Below are 19,141 nucleotides of genomic sequence, written 5' to 3'. Positions count from 1 at the left end.
GAATGTACCTAATGATGTCATTCTGGACGCCTGTGCGGGGGCGGCCGCATGTCCAGGATGACTGGTCATGGAGATCGTCGAATGACCACGATCCTTGATCGCGAAGCGTCCCCGGGCGTCCCCGCAAGGCTCTGGACCAAGGATTTCTCGCTCTACTTCGCCGCTCGCGTGGTGTCGCTGCTGGGCGACGCGATGTTGCCGGTCGCGGCGGCGCTGGCGGTCGGGGCCGTCTACGGGGTCTCGGGAGTGGGATACGTTCTGGCCGTCTGGACCGCGCCCTTCGTTCTGTTCGTTCTGTTCGGCGGGGTCTTCGCGGACCGGGTCGGGGCGCGAGCCATGATGGTCGGCGCGGACCTGGTCCGGATCGTCACCCAGGGCGTGGTCGCCGTCGCCTTCTTCGCCGGAGTCCCGCCGATGTGGCTGCTGCTGTGCGCCTCCGCGCTGTCCGGGACGGCCGCCGCGATGTTCGAGCCCGGCGGCAAGGGGATGGTCACCCTCGTCGCGAAGGACCCCCAGCGCGCCAACGGAACCCTCAAGATCGCGGACGCGGCCACGCAACTCGGCGGCCCGGTCTTGGCGGGGATCCTGATGGCGCTGATCGGCGCGGGCGCGGTCTACGCCTTCGACGCGGGGACCTTCCTGCTGAGCGCCCTCTGCCTGGCGCTGATCAGGTTCGCCCCCCGCGCCGAGGCGGGGGAGCCCTCGACCGTTCTGCTCGACCTGCGGCGCGGGTGGACGGAATTCCGCTCCCGCACGTGGATGTGGTCGGTGATCCTGGTCTGGGTGTTCTTCGGCATGCTCGTCTTCGGCCCCTACATCCCGCTGGGCTCCCGGATGATCGGCGACCGCCTCGGCGAGGCCGCCTACGGCTGGGCGATGGCGGCGCTGGGCGCCGGAACCGTCATCGGGGGCCTCGTCGCGATCCGCTTCCGTCCAGTCCGCCCCCTGGCCGCGGGCGCCGTGGCCATGATCGGCTTCATCTGCATCCCCCTGTCGGCCGCCCTGGAACTCCCGCTCCCCGCGCTGATGGCCGGTCAGCTGATCGGCGGCGCCGCCTGGGCCTTCTGGTCGGTGATGTGGTCCACCAGCGTCCAGACCCAGGTTGCGCCCGACGTCCTCAACCGCGTCACCGCCTACGAGGTGGCCGGCTCGGTCTCCGGCGTGGCGGTGGGCCAGGCCCTGGTGGGCCCGCTGTCCTCCGTCGTCGAGCCTCGCGACCTGCTCCTCCTCTCGGCGGGAGTCGCCGCCGCGGTGTGCGCGGCGCTGCTGCTCATCCCGCCGATCAGGAGACTCCGCCGGGTCTGACCTCTCCGGGCCGTCCCACGCCGCGGCCACCCCGCGCCGGATTCGGCAGGGGCCCGCGGTCAGACGGCCGCGCGCCCTCCGTCGACGGAGAGGGTGGCGCCGTGGATGTTGGACGCGTCGTCGCCGGCCAGGAACACCACGGCGGCGGCGACCTCGGCCGGCGTGCTGGCACGCCGCGAGGGCATGGCGGCGATCATCGGCGCCAGGCGGTCCTGGATGCCGGAGATCTTCTCGGTGAGGGTCGGTCCAGGGGCGACGGTGTTGACCCGGACCCCGGCCGGCCCGTATTCGGCCGCCCACGACTTCGTCAGGGAGTGGATCGTCGCCTTGGTGGCGCTGTAGAGCGCGGAGTGGGCCATGCCGAACAGGCCGTTGATCGAGCCCATGTTGATGATGACGCCCCTGCCGCGTGCGGCCATCGCCGGGGCGATGAGGCCGGTGAGCAGGAAGGCGGCCTTCACGTTGACGCGCAGCGCCTGATCGATCAGGTCCTCGCCGACCTCCGCGGTCGGCGCCGGGTCGATCAGCAGCGCGGCGTTGTTCACCAGGATGTCGAGTGTCCCGCCGGCGGCCTCGGTCGCGGCGTCGGCGAGTTCCCGGATCGCGGCCGCTCCCCGGCCGAGGTCGGCGGCGACGAATGTGGCCCGGCCCCCGGCCTCCTCGATCGCGCCGACGGTCTCCTTCCCGCGGTCCGTGTTACGGCCGCTGACGATGACGTGTGCTCCTTCCGCCGCGAGGGCCTGGGCGACGGCCACGCCGATGCCGTCGGTGGAGCCGGTGACCAGTGCGGATCGGTCCTGCAGTCGTGCGGTCATGTGGTGCCCCCGATCAGGGTGAAACTGGACAGCCCCAACGTCGCAACATAAATTTGGACCGGCAAGTCCAGTCGAGAGGTGTGCGGTGTGACCCGGGAGTTGACCCCCAAAGGCAGTGCGACGCGGCAGCGGATCATCGAAGGCGCCGCCGCGGAGATCCGCGAGCATGGCGTCGCCGCCACCACGCTGGACGACGTGCGGACAAGGACCGGCACGAGCAAGAGCCAGCTGTTCCACTACTTCCCCGGTGGCAGGGAGGAGTTGCTCCTCGCCGTGGCGCGATACGAGGCCGGCCGCGTCCTCAGCGACCAGCAGCCGCAGCTGAGCCGGCTGACGTCCTGGCGTGCCTGGGAGGAATGGCGCGACGTGCTGATTCAGCGCTACCGCCGACAGGCCTGGGACTGCCCGCTGGACGCGGTGGTCTCACAACTCGGCCGCAGCACCCCGGGAGCCCAGGCCGTCCTCACTGAGCTGCTCAACCGGTGGCAGGGCGAGATCGCCGCCGGTGTCCGCGCCATGCAGGAGCAGGGCGAGATCGATCCCGGGCTCGACGCCGGGCAGGCGGCGGCCGCGCTGCTGGCCGGCATTCAAGGGGGCGTCGTGATCATGCTCTCGACCGGACGGCTCACCCACCTGGAGGCCGCGCTCGACGTGGCCATCCAGCACCTCCGTGAAAGCCGGGACCGTCATCCGGCGGATCACTGAGGAGACCCGCCGCCGGCCGATCGTGAAGCCGGCGAATCAGATCCCGGCTCGGCACCTCATCGAAGGGCGGGGAGGCCGGCCGGCGGGACCTCTCAGTGGCGGTGGTGGTTGTCGGGCTGGGCGGGGTCGCCCGGATGTTCCAGCCCCGGCACCAGCCGGAGCCGGTGCGCCCGCGCGTGGTCGAGCCAGCGGACGAAGGCCAGACGCCGGGCCGCGTCGAGCAGACGCGGACCGGGCCCGGGCGGATTGCGCGGCTCCCGCGTGCCGAGCAGGGTGATGGTGAGGCCGTCGACGGTCACCGTCTGCCCGGGCGCCGCGCCGGCGAGGGCGGACGCGAGCCGCTCCGGCAACGTGCCGGGGGCCGCGTCGAAGTCGCCGTCCGTGGTGGACAGCCGCCACTCGGACTCGGCAGGGGGCCGGGCCGTCGCCGCCGCGTAGGCCGCCGCCTGCTCCTCCGGCACCGTCACGTCGGCGGTCACCGCCTCATACACGGCTCGTACGGCACCGCAGCCCTCGAAGGCCGCGGCGGTGATCGAGCCGAGCTCGACGGCGGCGCGCTGGTCGAGGCGCACCGGGGGGGCCGCGCCCACGTCGAGCCCGCGCTGCTCCGCCTCCGCCTCGCACAGCAGCTCGGTGAGCATGACCTGGGCGACCCAGCGCGTGAGCTGCCGGTCCTCGGCGCTGCCCGGTTCGGGCAGCGCCGAGGACCGCGGCCCGCCGCGCAGGGCGGCGAGCCGGTGGTCGAGATCGGCCCGTGGGAGCGGCCGGCCGTCGAGCCATCCGAGCACGGGACCGACGCCCGGTGCCGACGGTTCGCCGCCCGCCGGGGACGCCGGGGACGCCGAGGAGGCCGAGGGCGCGGGGGACGCCGCATGCGTGTGCCGGTGCCCGGCGCCGTGGCTCACGAGGGACCCGGCGTGGTCGTGGGTCACGGGGCCACGACCAGCTCGACCGTCGGGGCGTACTGGCAGCGGCCGAACCACATCACCTTGGCGAGCGCCCAGTACGCGCCGGGGTCGGCGTCGCGCGGCACCGTCACGTCGAACGTCGCCGTGTCCGTCGCGCCCGCCGCGAGCGTGAACCCGCGCACCGGGACGGTGACGGCGTCCCAGGTTCCCCAGGGCGACACGACCTGGAGCTCTCCGCGGATCTCGCCCCGGGTGCGATTGGCGAGCGTCACCCCGAGCACCGCGTGGCCGCCCGGAGCGACCCGCACGGTCGTGGAGACGACGTCGACCGACAGTCCCGTGTCACGCGCGGTCGTGGCCGTCGTCCCCTGGGCCGCCGCCCAGTCCTCGGGGATGTCACCGGGAACGGGCAGGTACGCGGGGAGGTCGCCCACCGCGACCGTCACGACGTCCTCGACGCTCTGACCGTCGTGCTCGATGCGGGCGGCGAGGAAGTACAGCCCCGGCTCCGTCCCGGTGGGCGGGGTCAGCGTCACCGGGAACCGCACGTGACCGTCGGGCTCGAGCCGGTACGGGCGGCGGGCCGGGGTCACCGACCACCCCTCCGGGGCGATCAGCTCGGCGGTGCCCTCCACCGGAGCGTCCCGCAACTGCGAGGCGATGACCACCGACGCCTCGACGGGCTCGCCGTCCGTGCGGAGCAGCCCGGGGGAGACCGCCACGGACACGGGCAGGTAGCCGATGGGGGCGGGACCGCGGTTGTGCAGCCAGTACCGCGCGTGCACGGGCTGGGCGGCCTCCGCCGACGGGCCCAGCGAGCCGCCGCCCCGGCGGGCCGAGGCCGGCACGCCGATGACGGTCGCGACCTCGCTCCCGGAGAGCCCGATGGCCCCCATGAGCGGCTTGCCCTGGCGTTCCAGCAGGTCGGCGGCGTACACGTCGGTGAAGTTCAGCGCTCCGCCGAGCGTCGCGGCCGATCCCCTGCCGGTCGACTCGACGAGGCGCAGCGTGACTCCTCGCGCCGGATCCGCGGCGACGGCCGAGCCGCGGGCGATCGGGTCGCCACTGGGCTTCACCGTGCCGAGGAGCACCTCACGGGCGGGTTCGACCCGCACGTACGACCGGGTCGACGGCAACGGCCCCTCGTGCGAGCCGGTGACGCGGGCGTACAGCGGGTGGTTGAACTCCTGCCCCTGCGCGGGGAGGGTGACCGCGCGCCAGTCGCCTTCCCCGGAGACGAGCGCGTAGGAGAAGTCGTGCGTCCAGTGCTGCAGCTGGAAGGACGTGCCGTCGGGGGCGGTGCGCTTCGGCGGGTCGATCCAGACGCCCGAGGGCCATCCGGTGCACGAGCGCATGAGCGACAGGTGCAGGGCGCCGGTGGGGTCGACGGCGAACCCGGGCAACCCGAAGGTCAGCAGCGCGACCGTGTGATCGGTGAGGATCTCCGATGCCGGAATCGGTCGCGGGCAGACCGCGGAGACGCGGGCGTCCGCGAGGTCCTCCGCCAGCGCGGCGGGATCGGTTACCACGAGGGCGGGCAGCGCCCGCAGGTCGCGCAGGTCGGCGTTGGGCTGCCACACCTCGTGCAGCGGCTTGTCCGCGGGGACCCAGACGCGGCCGTGCCGGGCCAGCGTGGCGGCGTAGTCCGCGCCCGCGCGCTCCAGCAGGTCGCGGGTCGCCTCGTTGTCCTCGGGGCCGCCGATCAGGACGCGGAAGTCCGGCAGGTTGGAGTCGACGTCGAGCCAGCCGTACCTGGCCCATTGCGCGCTCGCGGTCGTCGCGGTCACGCCGACCCTGGCCAGCGCGACCACCAGGTCACGTGCGCCGGCGGCGTCGGCGAGCGCCGGGACGACGACCTCCGCGACGCCGAGCGCGCGCTCACCCAGTGGCGTGCCGTCGGGGTCGGTGAGCGAGACGCGGGCGGTCGAGCTGAGCCCGAACCAGGTGTTGGCCGGGTTGTCGAGCGTCCACGGCGCGTCGGCGACGTCCACGTCCGGCAGGGCGAAGCCCCGCCCGACGACGGCGTCGGCCACCTCGCTCACCGGCAGGGCGCCCGGCAGGTCGACGGGGAACCGCACCCGCAGGAGCCGGTCGGCGCCCGCGTGGTCGACGACCCGGGTGCCGCAGTCCACCCGGTCGACGCCGTGCCACAACGTGACGGTCTGCCGGTAGTTCAGGCCGTCGACGGTGCCCGTGACGACGAGGCGGGAGCCCAGCGGGCTCGTCTCGGCCCGCACGGTGGCGGGGGAGTCGGCGGAACCGACGACCGGGCCGCGCGGCACCAGGTGCCAGGGGCCTTCGCCGAAGTCGGGGTGCGCCGAGTACTCCTCGTAGACCCGCAGCTCGTTGCCGACGTGACCGCCGCGGACCAGTTCGCGGCCGGACACCTTGTCATAGACGCTGCTCAGGGCGCCGCCCCTCGCCGCGTCCGCGGTCACGCGGTAGCGCGCGTTCTCGATGGTCTCGCCGTCGGCCGGGGTCCACGCCGGCTCCGCGTCCGACTCTCCCGGCAGGAGGCGCCAGGTGCGCCAGCCCATGGCCGGCACGTCGTCCGCGAAGAACCGCAGCGTGCCCCGGTCGTTCACGCACGCCACCTCCGCGCCCGCGTCGTCCAGGACGCGGCCGCCCTCGACGTCGTGCGGGAGCCGTACGGTGACCAGGGCCGAGCGGTCGAACGACAACGTGTTCGCGACGACGATCGGGACGCCCTCCCCGGTGGTGTCGACCTGCCCGGCGAGGGCGTCGAGCGCGGTGTCCCTCACGGTCGCGGCGAGATCGTGCGCCTCCCGCCACCCGGACAGCAGGTCGATGTAGACCTGGTCGGACTCCGAACCGGTGATCGCGTCGTGGTGGGCGCCGTAGGCGAGCTGGCGCCACACCTTGTCGAGCGCCGCGCCGGGATAGGTCCCGAGTCCTTCCAGCGCCGCGAGGGTGGCGAGCTTCTCGGCGTCGACGGCGGCGACCTCACCCGCCCGCTGGGCCTGCTTCGTGTCGATGTACGACACGTCCTTGCCGGTATAGATCGGGTTCATGTCGCGGGTCTGCGGGCTCGGCCGCCGGCCCGTCGCCTCCAACTCGGCCCGGACCGCGTCGAGGAAGTCGCGAGGGGTGCCGCAGACGAACCTCGGCCACACGTACTTGTCCGCCCACGAACGGTGGATCTCGGTGACCCACTTGTTCGGCGGGGTGTAGTCGGTGCCGACGGGCAGCAGCAGGTTCTTCGTCGCCCCCACCGGCTTGATCTTGGCGTACAGCTCGTAGACGGCGCGCTCGGCCGACTCAAGGTCGGGGGAGGAGTCCATCCACCAGCCAGCGGAGTAGTGGTGCGGCATGAAATGGGTGAGCACCCCGCGGCCGGACGGTGAGATCCACTCGAACTCGCTCGGGAACTGCATGACCCGCGCGTCGTTCTTCGACTCGCGGAAGTTCTTCTGGATCGGGCCCCACTGGTGGAACGGCCCGCGGGCCCAGGCCGAGCCGGTCAGTCCCGCGGCGGCGAGGTAGCCGGGGAACTGCGGGTCGTGGCCGAAGACGTCGAGCTGCCAGGCGGTCTGCGGATCGCCGCCGAGGATGTCCCGCTGGTAGCCGACGCCGTAGACGATGTTGCGGATCGTCGTCTCCGCGCCGGTGAGGTTGGTGTTCGGCTCGTTGTACGTGCCGCCGACCAGCTCGACCTGGCCGCGCTCCATGAGCAGGCGCAGGTCGGCCCGGCGCTCGGGATGCAGGTCGAAGTACGGCTTCAGGTAGTCGATCTCGGCGAGCACGAACTTGTACACCGGGTCGCGCAGCGCCAGGTCGAGGTGGGCGTCCACCAGCGCGAAGCCGTTGCGCTCCCACAGCGGGCGCGTGGTCGCGTCGCCGGACAGGAGCTCCCACGGCGAGGTGTAGGCCGCCTGGGTGTTCCACCAGACCGGGTCGTAATGGAAGTGCGAGACCAGGAACATCGTCCAGCCGGGCTCGGCCACGGTGACGACGGCCTCGGTGCTCGCCTCGCCGGCCGTCACGGTCACCGGCAGTTCGGCCCCGGCCACGGGGTTGGCGATGTCGAGGGGCACCTCGACCGTTCCCGTGCCGGTGGCCTCGCCCGTGACGCCCGGCCCGGTGACGGTGACGGTGACGGGCGGTCCGTCGAGCACCACGCGGAGCACCTGACGTGGTGCGTCCTGCGCGCCGACGAACAGGTCGGTGGATTCCACGGCGGTGATGGTGACCGGCACGGGTCTTGGTCCTTTCTATCGGTGAACCGGTCGTCCCCACGCGACGCGGGGGACGACCGGCGGTGGTGCAGGTGCGGGGGGTCAGGCGCCCCAGGCCTCGAACTCGTTGATGCGGGCGGCGGGGTCGGTGCCTTGTGTGGGCTTGGTGACGTTCAGGCGAACGTATCGCGCGCTGACCGACACGGGAGAGGTGGTGATCGCCGACGTGTTGCCGGTGACCGTCACGGCGGTGGTCCACGGGTCGGAGGCCGAGGAGCGGACCTGGATGGTGTAGTCGCTCGTGTTGGACGACGCCCCCTCGCCTCCCGCCTCGGCGTGCTTCACCACGAACCGGTTGAGCGTACGCACCGATCCGAGGTCGACCTCCAGCCACTTGTCGGCGGTCAGCGCGCACCACTTGTCGGCCACGTTGCCGTTGACGGCCTTCTCCGGGCCCTCACCGGCGTTGCACATGCTCGAGGCGGTCGCCGGCTGGTCGAGCGCGAGGTTCGTCTCGGTCGGCGGAGTCCCCGTCCAGGCGACGGTCGTCTTCGCCGCGGGGGAGCGGCCGTACTCCGTGGAGACCGCCTCGACCTCGATGGTCGTGGAGGTCTCGGCGCCGGCCCGGTCGAGCCGAGGCACGAAGTAGACGCTGTTGGGAGTGGCTCCCAGGTAGGTGCGGGTGCCGTCGGCGTTGCGACGGTACACGTCGTAGTGGTGCACCGAGCCGTGGGCCGACGACCGCCAGGTCAGGCGCAGCGACTTCCTGGTCGCCGTCACGTCGGACGTGCCGAGCACGCTGACCTCGGCCGGCGGGGAGGGCCGTTCCACCGGACCGTCGTAGACGGCGATCTGGCCCACTCGCACGTCGTAGGACTCGACGACTGAGGGCGCGGACGCCTGCAGGCCGATCTGGGCGATCTTCCGCCCGGCGAACTTCGACAGGTCGAGCGTCTTGCGCTCCCAGCCGGTGCCGCTCGTCGGGCCCAGGTCGAGCGTCGTGAACCTCGTCGGCGCGTCGGTGAACGCGACCGCCGCCTTGAGGTGCGTCGCCCCCGCGGCGGGGGTCTTCACCACGACCGACAGCTTGGTACGGCGCGTCACCGGCAGCTTGGTCTCATACAGCCGCACCGTGTTGGCCGCGTCCAGCCTGCCGGTGAGGCGCAGCGACGAGCCGCCCTCATAGGCGTCGCCGAAGTCGAGCGACGGCGTGAGCTTCGTGCCGCCCGACGAAACGAGCCAGCGGTAGGTCGGCAGCACGTCCTGCACGGACAGGTTGTTCCAGCCGCCGGTGCGCACGCGGACGCCGCCGACGTTGTAGAAGTCGCCCTGCCCCGTGTTGAAACCGGTGACGAACGGCTTGGCCGTGACCGGCGTCGACTCGGCGACGTAGGTCGCCAGGCCCTTCCACGACGAGGTGGTCGTCGTGTCGGACGGGTCGCCGTTCGCGCCCACCCAGTAGCGCGAGTCCCTGGCGTAGAAGTCGGCGCGGCCGGAGGACGACTTCCACGTCCATTCGGGCCGGTAGAGGCCGAGCGAGGTGACGTGCGGCTGCCCCGGAGGGAACAGGGCGTCCCAGGAGACGCTCGTGTTGTATCCGTTCGCCTCGGTGTCGATGCCCGAGTAGAGGTCGTACTCGCTGCGGCCGAGCGCCCGCGCGGCGGCCCGCGAGGACGACAGCCCGGAAGCCGACCACCAGAAGTTGAGGAACATCGAGTCCGAGACCTTGCGCGGGTCGGACAGGAACGCGTCGTTCTCCGGGGTGAGTGCGTTCTGCCAGTTGACCTGGCCGCTCTCGGTCATCGCGTCGTACCACATGAAGTCGACCGAGGGGCTCTTGCCCTTCGCGTACTTGACCAGGTCGCGCATCGAGGTCGCCAGCGCGGCGTCCCCGCCCTCGGTCTCCTGGTTGATGAACCAGCCGTCGAACCCGTAGTACTTCGCGGCCTCGACGAGCTTGTCGGCGACGGGGAAGCTCGAGCCCGACTTCTGGGTGAAGTCCTTGACCCACTGCAACTGCCCGCCGTACACGCCGGGCGGGAAGAAGACCGTGCCGTAGACCTTGACGCCGTTGCGGTGCGCGGCGTCGATGACGGTGGCGTTCGGAGCGAGGATCAGCCCCTCACTCGCCGATCCGCCCCAGAAGACGAGTTTGTCGACGTACTGCCAGTAGCCGAACGCGTAGTAGTTGGCGTCGAGCGATCCCTGGGAGGGGTTGCCGGACGTGGGCGCGAACGAGACGAGTGAGGCGACGCGGCCCTCCCCGGCGTGGGCGCCGGCGTTGGCCTTGAGGGCGGGGTCGGCCGTCCGGTGCCGCAGCGGCACGCGCGACCGGTTGAACCGGGCGTCGGGGTCGGTGGCCGGGTTCCAGTCGAGGATCGTGTTCGGGTACCAGTAGGAGGCGTGCGGTTGGTCGCCTCCGCCGCCAGGCGCCGCGGCCTCCTGGTGAGGCGTGGAGCGGGCGTTGGCGGGCGCGGTGCCGAGCGCGGTGGCCGTCACGGCCGCGCAGAGCACGGCCAGCAGACGTCGTCGCATGGTGGGGGGTTCCTTCCCTATGGCGGGGACGGGGCCTTGCCGCCCTGGTCCGGCCGGGTCACGGCGGACGCAGGGCCTTACCGCCGGTCGTGGATCACGCCGGAGTCAGGACGGTGCCGATCCCTCGAGCGGTGAGGTACTCGGAGTCGGCCGCACGGGCGGCGCCGACGATCGCGAGCGGCCCGGCCTGGCGCAGCCGTACCCACTCGCTGTGGAAGGGACTGCCCGGCGCGACCTCTCCCCGCCGCTCGGGCTGGGCGCGCAGATCGACGTCGCACACCAGCGCGGGCCGTGAAACGGGCGCCGGGCGGCTGCCGCGCCGCTCTCGGACGACCGCGGCGAGTTCCCGGGTCGCGGGCTTGATCTCGTGATCCACGGTGAACAGGCCCAGGTCGTACTCGCGGTCGGGGAAGTCGGCCAGGCTCCGGTCGAGGTCGTGCGAGCACCACCACGTGACGCCCCACAGGGCGGGGTTGCGGGTGACCGTGTCGAGCATCTCCCGGACGAAGGCCGGGGCGTCGTGCTCGCCGATGTCCGGGCGGGGCGCTCCCACCTCCTGCAGCCAGACCGGCCGGGCGGGGTCCGTCGCCGTCGCCGCCGCCAACTCCACGAGGTAGTCGGCGTGGGAGACGGTGGCGGGGCCGTGCGGACCGTCGATGGCCGAGACGCCGTTGAACACCCAGGAGTGCACCGTCGTCAGGTCGCCGAGGTCGACGTTGTCGGCCGGCGAGAACGGGTGAGCGGGGTCGTACCAGGTGCCGTCGTACAGCGAGTGGAGGCTGAGCAGGCGCGGGGCCGCGGTGCGGGCGACCTCCACCAGTTCGGCGGCCCACTCCGAGGACGCCTCAGACGTGGTGGCGTTCGAGGGCCACAGGTTGTTGACCTCGTTGCCCAGCGTCACCGCGAACACGTTGCCGCGCGTCGCGACGGCCCGGGTGAGCCGGTCGACGTACTCCGCGATGCCGTCGCGGACGGCCGCGTCGGTGAACAGGCTCCGCTGGTGCCAGGTGAGCACCCACGACGGCAGGAAGTCGAAGCTCGACAGGTGGCCCTGCAGCAGGTCGACCGAGACTTCCAGGTCGAACTCGGCGGCCACGTCGATGAGCGTGAGCAGGTCGTCGATGCCGCGCTGCCGGATCAGCGTCCGGTTGGGCTGGATCCACGGCCAGATGGGGAACACCCGCACGTGGTCGAGCCCGATTCCCGCCAGGTCGGCGAAGTCGCGCCGGGCCGCGTCGGCCGAGAAGTCGAGCCAGCTGTAGAACCAGCCTGACGAGGGCACGTAGTTCGCGCCGAAGCGCAGAGGGATTTGGCCTGGTTGTTGCGGTGTCACTCGTCCTCCGGCTGCGGTGGCGCCCGGCAGGGATCGCCCGGTGCTTCGACCGCCCGCAGCCTAAACCGTTTTAGCTATCCTGCCAAGGCCGGGGGAGCCGTGCTCTCCCTGACCGCCAGTCGCGGCGTCGGAGTCCTGCGGTCCCTCCGCAGACCGGGCTCGGCGACGAGGGCGAGCATCGTCTCGGCGACCTCGGTGCCGAGCGCGAACGTGTCGCGCGACAACGCGGTCAGCGCCGGATGCACGATGCGCGTGAGCACCGAGTCGTCGAACGCGACGATCGACAGTTCGCCGGGTACGGCCACGCCCATCTCGCCGGCCACCCCCAGCCCGGCGACGGCCATGAGGTCGCTGTCGTACACGATCGCCGTCGGCCGTCCGGGCCGTGACAGCAGCATGCGGGTGGTCGCGGCGCCCTCGGCGTCGCTGAAGTCGGTGGGCAGCGAGGACACGTCCGTCAGGCCGTGCCGCCGGGCGGAGTCGCGGAGCGCGCGCATGCGGCGCTGGGTGTGCTGGAACGCGGGAAGGCCGGCGACGTGCGCGATGCGCCGGTGGCCGAGCGCGGCGAGGTAGTCGACGATCGACAACATCGCCTCGCGGTCGTCGGCCCACACGCTGGACAGGGAGCCGTGGCGGCCGGGTCCGCCGAGGACCACCGCTGGCACGCCCAGTCCCTCGACCACGTCGACGCGCGTGTCCCTGACCTTCAGGTCGACCATGATGAACCCGTCGACCCTGTGTTCGGACGCCCATCGCCGGTACACCTCGATCTCGGCCGTGGTGTCCTCGACGACGAGCAGTTCCAGCGCCACGGAATGCGCCGACAGCCCGGCCTGCAGGCCGGACAGGAGTTGGGCGAAGAACGGCTCCACGCCGAGGGTGCGGGCCGGGCGGGCGATGACGAGGCCGACGGCTCCCGCGCGGGCGCCGCCCAGGGCGCGGGCCGCGGTGTGCGGCCGCCAGTTCATCTCCTCGGCCACCTGGAGGATGCGGGCCCTGGTGGCCTCGCTGACGCCGGGACGCCCGTTGAGCGCGAACGACACCGCACCCTTGGAGACTCCGACGCGGCGGGCGATGTCCTCGATGGTCGGTCGCGCCACGGCTGTGCCTTTCTTCGTTCGTGCAGGTCGGCACGTTGCAACAGGGGCCCCCGCCACGTGCATTATCGCCGGGTGGAGGCCGCCGCGGGGCCCCGCGCGCAAGCGGATCGCGTCGATTCCCGCGTCCGTCACGGGTTCGCGACATCTCTTGACACCAAAGTCTAGTGGGGGGATAGTCCCCAGTCACTAGAGCGGTTTAGTAGTCGGCCGTTTGCGGACGGGGCCGCCGGGCGTCGGCTCACAATTCCGGATCGCTCAGCGCATGGCAGGAGAAGTGATGCGAATTCATGGGATAAAGCTGGTCGCGGCTGTGGCGGGGCTGGCGGCGCTCGCGGGGTGTGGGCTCGGGGGCGCCGACACGTCGAGCACCCCGACCGCGAACGCCACGGGCGCGGTGACCGGCAAGGTGAGCCTGCAGACCTGGGCGCTCAAGCCCAAGTTCACCGACTACGTGCAGGGCGTCATCGACTCGTTCGAGAAGAAGTACCCCGGGGCCCAGGTGGAGTGGCTCGACCAGCCCGGCGACGGCTACGCCGAGAAGGTGCTGAGCCAGGCGTCGGGCGGCAGCCTGCCCGACGTGACGAACCTGCCGCCGGACTTCGCGCTGCCGCTGGTCAAGCAGGGCCTGCTGCTCGACGTGGCCAAGGCCGACCCGAAGGTGACCGAGGAGTACGTCGCCGGAGGCCTCGACGGGTACAAGTACGCCGGATACGACGGCGTCTACGGCTACCCGTGGTACCTGAACACCGACGTCAACTACTGGAACTCCGAACTGCTCTCCAAGTACGGGCTCGACGCGAAGACGCCGCCGACCACGCTCGACGAGCTCATCGCCCAGGCCAAGACGGTGAAGGACAAGTCGGGTGGCAAGGTCTACCTGATGAGCCGCAAGCCGACGCTCATCGACCTGACCAACGCCGGCGTCCCGATCATGGCGGCGGACGGCAAGAGCTTCACGTTCAACACGCCCGAGGCGGCCGCGGTCCTCGACAAGTACCGCGACGCCTTCAAGGACAAGCTCATGCCGCGCGACGTGCTGACCACCAAGTACGCCGGCAACGCGCAGTTGTTCAACTCCCAGACGGTCGCGTGGACGACCGCGGGCGGCAACTACATCACCAGCCTCACCACCGACAACCCGACGCTCGCGCCGAAGGTCCTGCCGTCGCAGGCGTTCGGCACGCCGCCCCTGTACGTCCAGGGACTGTCGGTCTCCAAGTCCACCAAGAACCTTCCGGCCGCGATCGCGCTGGCGCGGTGGGTCACGAGCGCGGAGAACCAGGCCGCCTTCGCCCACCTCGTCAACATCTTCCCGAGCACCAAGGCCTCGGCGAGCGACCCGTTCTTCAGCAAGAGCGACGGCACGCCCTCCGGTGACGCGAAGGTCATCGCGTTCAACTCCCTGGCCCAGGCGAAGATCCTTCAGCCGGTCCAGGTCACCCAGGCGATGGCCGACTTCGTCGACCAGCAGTTCGCCCTCGCGATCAACGGTGACGAGCCGTCGCAGAAGGCGCTCGACGACGCCGTCGCCAAGTGCAACCAGCTTCTCAACGGCTGACGTCACGCTCGCTCGCGTACGGGGATCCGCCTCAGCGGGGGGTCCCCGTACGCGGCGCGCAGGAGATCAAATGACACACAAGCGCTGGTTCACTCCATGGCTGCTCATCGCGCCCGCCGCGGTGTGGCTCGTGGTCTTCAACGCCCTACCGGCGATCAACACGGTGATCCTGTCGTTCACCAACGCCAAGCCGCTGGGCGGCGGGCAGTTCATCGGCCTCGGCAACTACACCCGCATGCTCGACGATCAGCAACTCGTGGACGCGCTGATCAACAGCATCGTCTACATGCTGATCTGCCTTCCGCTGCTGACGCTGCTGCCCCTCCTGCTCGCGGTGCTGGTCGAGAAGAAGCTGCGCGGGATCGCCTTCTTCCGCATCGCGTTCTACACCCCCGTGATCGCCTCGGCGGTCGTGGTCGCGCTCATCTGGGGATGGCTGCTCGACGATCGAGGGCTCATCAACGGGATGGCCGAACGGCTCGGGTTCCTGAGCGGCCCGTTGCCGTTCCTCACCGACCGCTGGCTGTTGCTGTTCAGCGCGATCAGCCTGACCGTGTGGAAGGGCCTCGGCTACTACATGATCATCTACATGTCGGCGCTCGGCAACGTCAGCCGTGAGCTCCACGAGGCCGCCGCCGTCGACGGGGCCGGACCGGTGCGGCGGTTCTTCTCCGTCACCGTGCCCGGCGTGCGCAACACGATGCTCCTCATCTCGGTGCTGATCTCCGTCTTCGCGCTGCGGGTCTTCTCCGAGTTGTACATCCTGTCGAACGGCACCGGCGGGCCCGGTGGCCGCGACATGTCGCTCGTGATGCTCATCCAGCTGTACGGCCAGGGCCTCACCGGCCATCTCGGCTACGCCTCGGCGCTCAGCGTCCTGCTGTTCGCCGTCACGGTCGGCCCGATGTTGTTCCTGGCGCGGCTCAACCGGAAGGAGTCGTAGCGATGGCCCGGAGTGGTCGCGGGTTCAACACGGTCTCGCCGGCGGAGAAGGTGCTCCGATACGCCCTTCTCCTGGTGGTGCTGGTCATCACCGTGGGGCCGTTCCTGTGGCAGTTGTCCACGTCCCTCAAGAGCATCACCGAGGACGTCTACACGCAGACGCCGAGTTTCATCCCCCAGCACCCGACGCTGTCGAACTTCACCGAGGTCGCCAAGACCATCCCCGTCTGGACGTACGCCGGCAACTCGCTGATCGTCGCCGTCCTCGTCGTGGGGGGGAACGCGATCGGGGCGACGCTCGCCGGGTTCGCACTGGCCAAACTGCGCTTCCGGGGCTCGAAGCTGGTGCTCGGGCTCTTCCTCGCGACGTTGATCCTGCCGAGCGAGGTCACGATCATCTCCCAGTTCGTCATCGTGCGCGGGCTCGGCTTCGCCGATTCGCTGATCGGTGTCGCGCTACCCGGGGCGATCCAGATGCTCAACGTGCTGCTGATGCGCACGGCGTTCCTGGCGATCCCGGCCGACGTCGACGCCGCCGCGATCATCGACGGCGCCACCGCCTGGCAGCGCCTGATCCGCATCGGCCTGCCGAACGTCAAGGGCATGCTGAGCGTCGTGGTGATCTTCTCGTTCATCTTCGCGTGGGACGACTTCCTGTGGCCGCTGATCGTGCTCACCGATCCGGACAAGTACACGCTCACGGTCGGGTTGCAGTACCTCAACGGCACGTTCACCTCCAACCCCCGGCTCATCGCCGCGGGCACCATGATCGCCTTCTTGCCGATCGTCGCGATCTTCGCCCTGCTCCAGCGGTTCTTCTTCAAGGGCGTCGACGCGGGGGCGATCAAGGGCTGAGAGCGTCGCCGTACGGCACCCGCGCCGGCCGCGCCCGGGGCCGGTCGCCGTACGGCGCAAGGGTCGCCGGGTCTCGCCCCGCGCCTTCGCGGGCGTTCTCAGCGCAGGATCGCGCCGGCGACGGTTTCGTTGATCCACTTCTCCCACCGGTCGGGCGTCCACCCGCGTTCCACGGTGAGCAGGAAGTAGACCTCGTGGCTGACGAGAGTGAAGACGATGTCGGCCGCTTCCTCGACGGTCAGCTCCGGCCTGAGGGCCTGCTTGTCGCCAAATTGCTCCGCGAGGGCGTGGTGGGCGATGAAGCGTTGGCGCTGGTTGGTCTCCCACTGCGCGGCCATCTCGGGGTCGGCGCCCGCGGCGTCCCGGATGATCTTCATGATCGGCGCGACGCGGCCGAAGATGACGCGGCTGTTGCTCAGCCAGATGGCCAGGGCCCGCCGGCCGTCGGGCTCCTCGCGCACCTGCCGCACCCACGGCCGGTCGAGCATCGGTATCGGCTCGTCGTCACCGACGGCCAGGACGTCGACGACCTCCTTGAGGACCGTGGCCTTGTTGCCGAAGTGGAAGTACACGGTCTGCACCGCGACCCCCGCCGCGCCGGCGATCTGATCGAGAGTGGTCGCCGCGTATCCGTTCCGCAGGAACAGTTCCCGGGCTCCGTGGATGATCCGGCGCCGCGTGGCCTCGGCCTGGGCGGCCCGGCGGGTGCCGCCTCCGGTCCTGCTCTTGACGGAGTCGCTCATTCGCTAGAGGCTACTCTAAACAGTTTCGCTAGAGTTGACTCTAGCGAGCTTCGTCGGAGGTGGTCATGGACCTGGCGCTCAGCGGCTTCCACCACGTCAAACTGCCGGTGACGGACGTGGTGCGCAGCCGCGACTGGTACGAGCGGGTGCTCGGCCTGCAGACGCACATGGAGTTCGTCGAAGACGGCACACTCATGGGGATCGCCATGCGCGACGCGAAATGCACGCTGGACCTGGCCGTACGGCACGACCCTTTGAGAGCGGCCGCGCTGGCCGGATTCGACCCGGTCGCCCTTCGCGTGCCCGGCACCCGCGACCTGGACACCTGGAAGCGGCGGCTGGACGACCTGGCGGAACCGCACGGCGGCATCGTCACCGGGCACGCCGGCCACGTGCTCATCGGCCTGCACGATCCCGACGGCATCGAGATACGGCTCTACGCTCCGGCGGACGGCCCGGGAGGATCCGATGAGCTTTGATCCCAGCGGTTATCTGCTCGGTCCCGACGACGGGCCGGACCTGTGGTTCCTGGACACCCGGATGAGCGTGAAGGCCGGGGCGGACCAGACCGGGGGAGCCTTCACTCTCATCGAGTGGTCCGCGCCCGCCGGATTCGGGCCGCCTCTGCACGTCCACGACCGTGAGGACGAGGCGTTCTACATACTCGACGGTGAGATCACCATCGACTGCGGCGACCACCACTGGACCGCGGGACCCGGCGACTTCGCGTTCCTTCCCCGCAAGATCCCGCACGCCTTCGTCGTCACCGGCGGACCGGTCCGCGGCCTGCAGTTGACCACCCCGTCCGGGTTCGAGCAGTTCATCGCCGACATCGGCCGCCCCGCAGAACGGCCTGGCCTGCCGGTTCCGTCCCCGCCCGACATCCCCCGGCTGATCGAGGCCGGCAACCGTCACGGCCACCGGATCCTCGGCCCGCCTCCCGATCACGGCTGAGCAGCCGTCCCCTTTCCTGACGGCCGACGGCCGTGCCCGCCGGGCGCCGTCAGCCGAACGAGGAAGGACTGCGCGCCCGAGATCCGGACCCGCTGGACGTGGACGGGAGCGAGGCGCCGCTCGATCGCCGTGGCCACGCCGTCGGCGTCGGGAAGCAGCACCACGGCCGTTCCGCCGGGCGCGAGGACACGGCGCAGTTCCGTCCACCAGTGCACAGAGGAGGCGGAGAGCAGACCCCGCGCGGCGACCTGGCCGCCCCAGGGCGGGTTGCTCAGCACGCAGTGGACGCCGCCGTCCGCGAACGGGAGACGCCCGGCGTCCGCACGGCCGAGGGCGACGGGCAGGCCCGCCGTGTTCTCCTCGGCCGCACTCAGTGCCCGCACATCGAGGTCGACGCCGTACAGCCGTGCCTGCGGCTGTTGTCGGGCGGCCTCGATCAACAGGGTTCCCGCGCCGCAACACGGGTCGAGAACCGTGTCACCGGGACGGATTCCGGCCATCCGCGCCATCGCGGCGGCCAGCGGAGGATGCAGAGTCCCCGGGACGGAACACCTCTTGTACGGCCGCCGATGCAGAGGCCGGTCCGCGACCCGCAACATGAGGGTTGCCCGCGTGCCGTCGAGGGTCACGCGCCATCCGCCGTAGCCGGCTGGAGGTGCGGTTCCCGCCCGGCGCGAGTGGTAGTCCACCCCCAGCCGTCGCGCCAGGGCTTGTCCGACGGCGTCCTCGACGTCGTAGCGGTTGAAGTTCCGCCTGCCGAGGAACGACGCCGACACCTCGACACCGGTGACCGCGCTCGAGCCTCCGTGAGCCTCGCGCAGCCGTGTCAACTCGCCGAGGTCGGCCGCGTCGGCGAGCCGGGCGAGCGCACCGCCGCTCTGCTTGGCCGTACCGGTGTCCTGGCACTGCGCGGCGAGCAGGAACACGTCATCGGCAGTGCGCAGCCCGGTGACCTGGGCCCGTGAATCGTCTGTGCGGAAATGGACCTCGCGGTGCCCCAGGTGGGTGACGACGCCGAGCCCGCGCTGAAGGATCTCGGCGGCCACCGTCGCCTCCAGCCCGTGGACGCATCGCGCGACCAGGGTGGGCGCCGTGAAGCCACGGGATTCGCAATGGTGGGGAAACGCGCTGATGCGCATGAGGATCGTTCTTCTCCACGTCGGCCCGGGGCAGCGCTGCGCCACCCCGCCTC

General features: G+C 71.1%; 15 protein-coding genes. 7 read left to right on the top strand and 8 right to left on the bottom strand.

Translation table 11 applies throughout. The annotated features are described in order from the left end of the window. The first annotated feature begins 81 nt into the window (after window positions 1–81). Window positions 82–1,305 carry an MFS transporter gene (locus tag Pmi06nite_RS18260; RefSeq protein ID WP_239113998.1) on the top strand — a complete coding sequence of 408 codons (1,224 nt, stop codon included), beginning with the start codon at window positions 82–84 and terminating at the stop codon, window positions 1,303–1,305. A gap of 59 nt (window positions 1,306–1,364) precedes the next feature. Here the strand turns inward: Pmi06nite_RS18260 and Pmi06nite_RS18255 are convergent, their stop codons facing one another. Next, window positions 1,365–2,120: an SDR family NAD(P)-dependent oxidoreductase gene (locus tag Pmi06nite_RS18255; RefSeq protein WP_203954240.1), complete on the bottom strand. Its 756-nt coding sequence runs from the start codon at window positions 2,118–2,120 to the stop codon at window positions 1,365–1,367. A gap of 87 nt (window positions 2,121–2,207) precedes the next feature. On the opposite strand from Pmi06nite_RS18255, the gene Pmi06nite_RS18250 reads away from it, so the two are divergent. Beyond that, window positions 2,208–2,825, top strand: a complete 618-nt coding sequence (locus Pmi06nite_RS18250; RefSeq protein WP_203954239.1) for a TetR/AcrR family transcriptional regulator — start codon at window positions 2,208–2,210, stop codon at window positions 2,823–2,825. Between the two features lie 92 nt (window positions 2,826–2,917). Here the strand turns inward: Pmi06nite_RS18250 and Pmi06nite_RS18245 are convergent, their stop codons facing one another. The 5 genes from Pmi06nite_RS18245 to Pmi06nite_RS18225 all read right to left on the bottom strand — a co-directional run bounded on the left by Pmi06nite_RS18245 (window position 2,918) and on the right by Pmi06nite_RS18225 (window position 12,897). Beyond that, entirely contained in the window at window positions 2,918–3,757 is an 840-nt protein-coding gene (locus Pmi06nite_RS18245) for a DUF7158 domain-containing protein (protein ID WP_203954238.1), read from the bottom strand. Then, window positions 3,754–7,950, bottom strand: a complete 4,197-nt coding sequence (locus tag Pmi06nite_RS18240; protein ID WP_203954237.1) for a glycoside hydrolase family 38 N-terminal domain-containing protein — start codon at window positions 7,948–7,950, stop codon at window positions 3,754–3,756. Before Pmi06nite_RS18240 ends, Pmi06nite_RS18245 begins: the two co-directional genes overlap by 4 nt. Window positions 7,951–8,031: 81 nt before the next feature. Continuing rightward, window positions 8,032–10,464 (bottom strand): endo-beta-N-acetylglucosaminidase, encoded by a 2,433-nt coding sequence (locus Pmi06nite_RS18235; RefSeq protein ID WP_203954236.1) that lies wholly within the window; start codon window positions 10,462–10,464, stop codon window positions 8,032–8,034. Between the two features lie 94 nt (window positions 10,465–10,558). Further along, complete coding sequence (locus Pmi06nite_RS18230) at window positions 10,559–11,797, bottom strand: glycoside hydrolase 5 family protein (RefSeq protein ID WP_239113997.1); 1,239 nt, start codon at window positions 11,795–11,797, stop codon at window positions 10,559–10,561. Window positions 11,798–11,871: 74 nt separating this feature from the next. After that, on the bottom strand, window positions 11,872–12,897 hold the full coding sequence (locus Pmi06nite_RS18225) for a LacI family DNA-binding transcriptional regulator (RefSeq protein WP_203954235.1): 1,026 nt from the start codon (window positions 12,895–12,897) through the stop codon (window positions 11,872–11,874). Window positions 12,898–13,174: 277 nt separating this feature from the next. Here Pmi06nite_RS18225 and Pmi06nite_RS18220 point away from each other — a divergent pair, with 277 nt between their 5' ends. The 3 genes from Pmi06nite_RS18220 (at window position 13,175) to Pmi06nite_RS18210 (ending at window position 16,252) form a co-directional block, all read left to right on the top strand. Continuing rightward, window positions 13,175–14,455: an ABC transporter substrate-binding protein gene (locus Pmi06nite_RS18220; protein WP_203954234.1), complete on the top strand. Its 1,281-nt coding sequence runs from the start codon at window positions 13,175–13,177 to the stop codon at window positions 14,453–14,455. 70 nt (window positions 14,456–14,525) lie between these two features. Continuing rightward, window positions 14,526–15,398 carry a carbohydrate ABC transporter permease gene (locus tag Pmi06nite_RS18215; RefSeq protein ID WP_203954233.1) on the top strand — a complete coding sequence of 291 codons (873 nt, stop codon included), beginning with the start codon at window positions 14,526–14,528 and terminating at the stop codon, window positions 15,396–15,398. A 2-nt stretch (window positions 15,399–15,400) separates the two neighbouring features. Further along, on the top strand, window positions 15,401–16,252 hold the full coding sequence (locus tag Pmi06nite_RS18210; RefSeq protein ID WP_203954232.1) for a carbohydrate ABC transporter permease: 852 nt from the start codon (window positions 15,401–15,403) through the stop codon (window positions 16,250–16,252). Window positions 16,253–16,350: 98 nt separating this feature from the next. On the opposite strand, the gene Pmi06nite_RS18205 is transcribed toward Pmi06nite_RS18210, so the two are convergent. Continuing rightward, entirely contained in the window at window positions 16,351–16,995 is a 645-nt protein-coding gene (locus Pmi06nite_RS18205; RefSeq protein ID WP_203954231.1) for a TetR/AcrR family transcriptional regulator, read from the bottom strand. 65 nt (window positions 16,996–17,060) lie between these two features. Here Pmi06nite_RS18205 and Pmi06nite_RS18200 point away from each other — a divergent pair, with 65 nt between their 5' ends. Next, entirely contained in the window at window positions 17,061–17,474 is a 414-nt protein-coding gene (locus tag Pmi06nite_RS18200) for a VOC family protein (RefSeq protein ID WP_203954230.1), read from the top strand. Beyond that, entirely contained in the window at window positions 17,464–17,949 is a 486-nt protein-coding gene (locus Pmi06nite_RS18195; RefSeq protein WP_203954229.1) for a quercetin 2,3-dioxygenase, read from the top strand. Before Pmi06nite_RS18200 ends, Pmi06nite_RS18195 begins: the two co-directional genes overlap by 11 nt. Here Pmi06nite_RS18195 and Pmi06nite_RS18190 read toward each other — a convergent pair. Continuing rightward, window positions 17,940–19,088: a methyltransferase domain-containing protein gene (locus Pmi06nite_RS18190; protein ID WP_203954228.1), complete on the bottom strand. Its 1,149-nt coding sequence runs from the start codon at window positions 19,086–19,088 to the stop codon at window positions 17,940–17,942. The genes Pmi06nite_RS18195 and Pmi06nite_RS18190 overlap by 10 nt on opposite strands. Window positions 19,089–19,141 lie beyond the last annotated feature (53 nt).

Source organism: Planotetraspora mira (assembly GCF_016863275.1).
Lineage (GTDB): Bacteria > Actinomycetota > Actinomycetes > Streptosporangiales > Streptosporangiaceae > Planotetraspora > Planotetraspora mira.
This window is presented reverse-complemented; position numbering and strand designations above follow the sequence as displayed.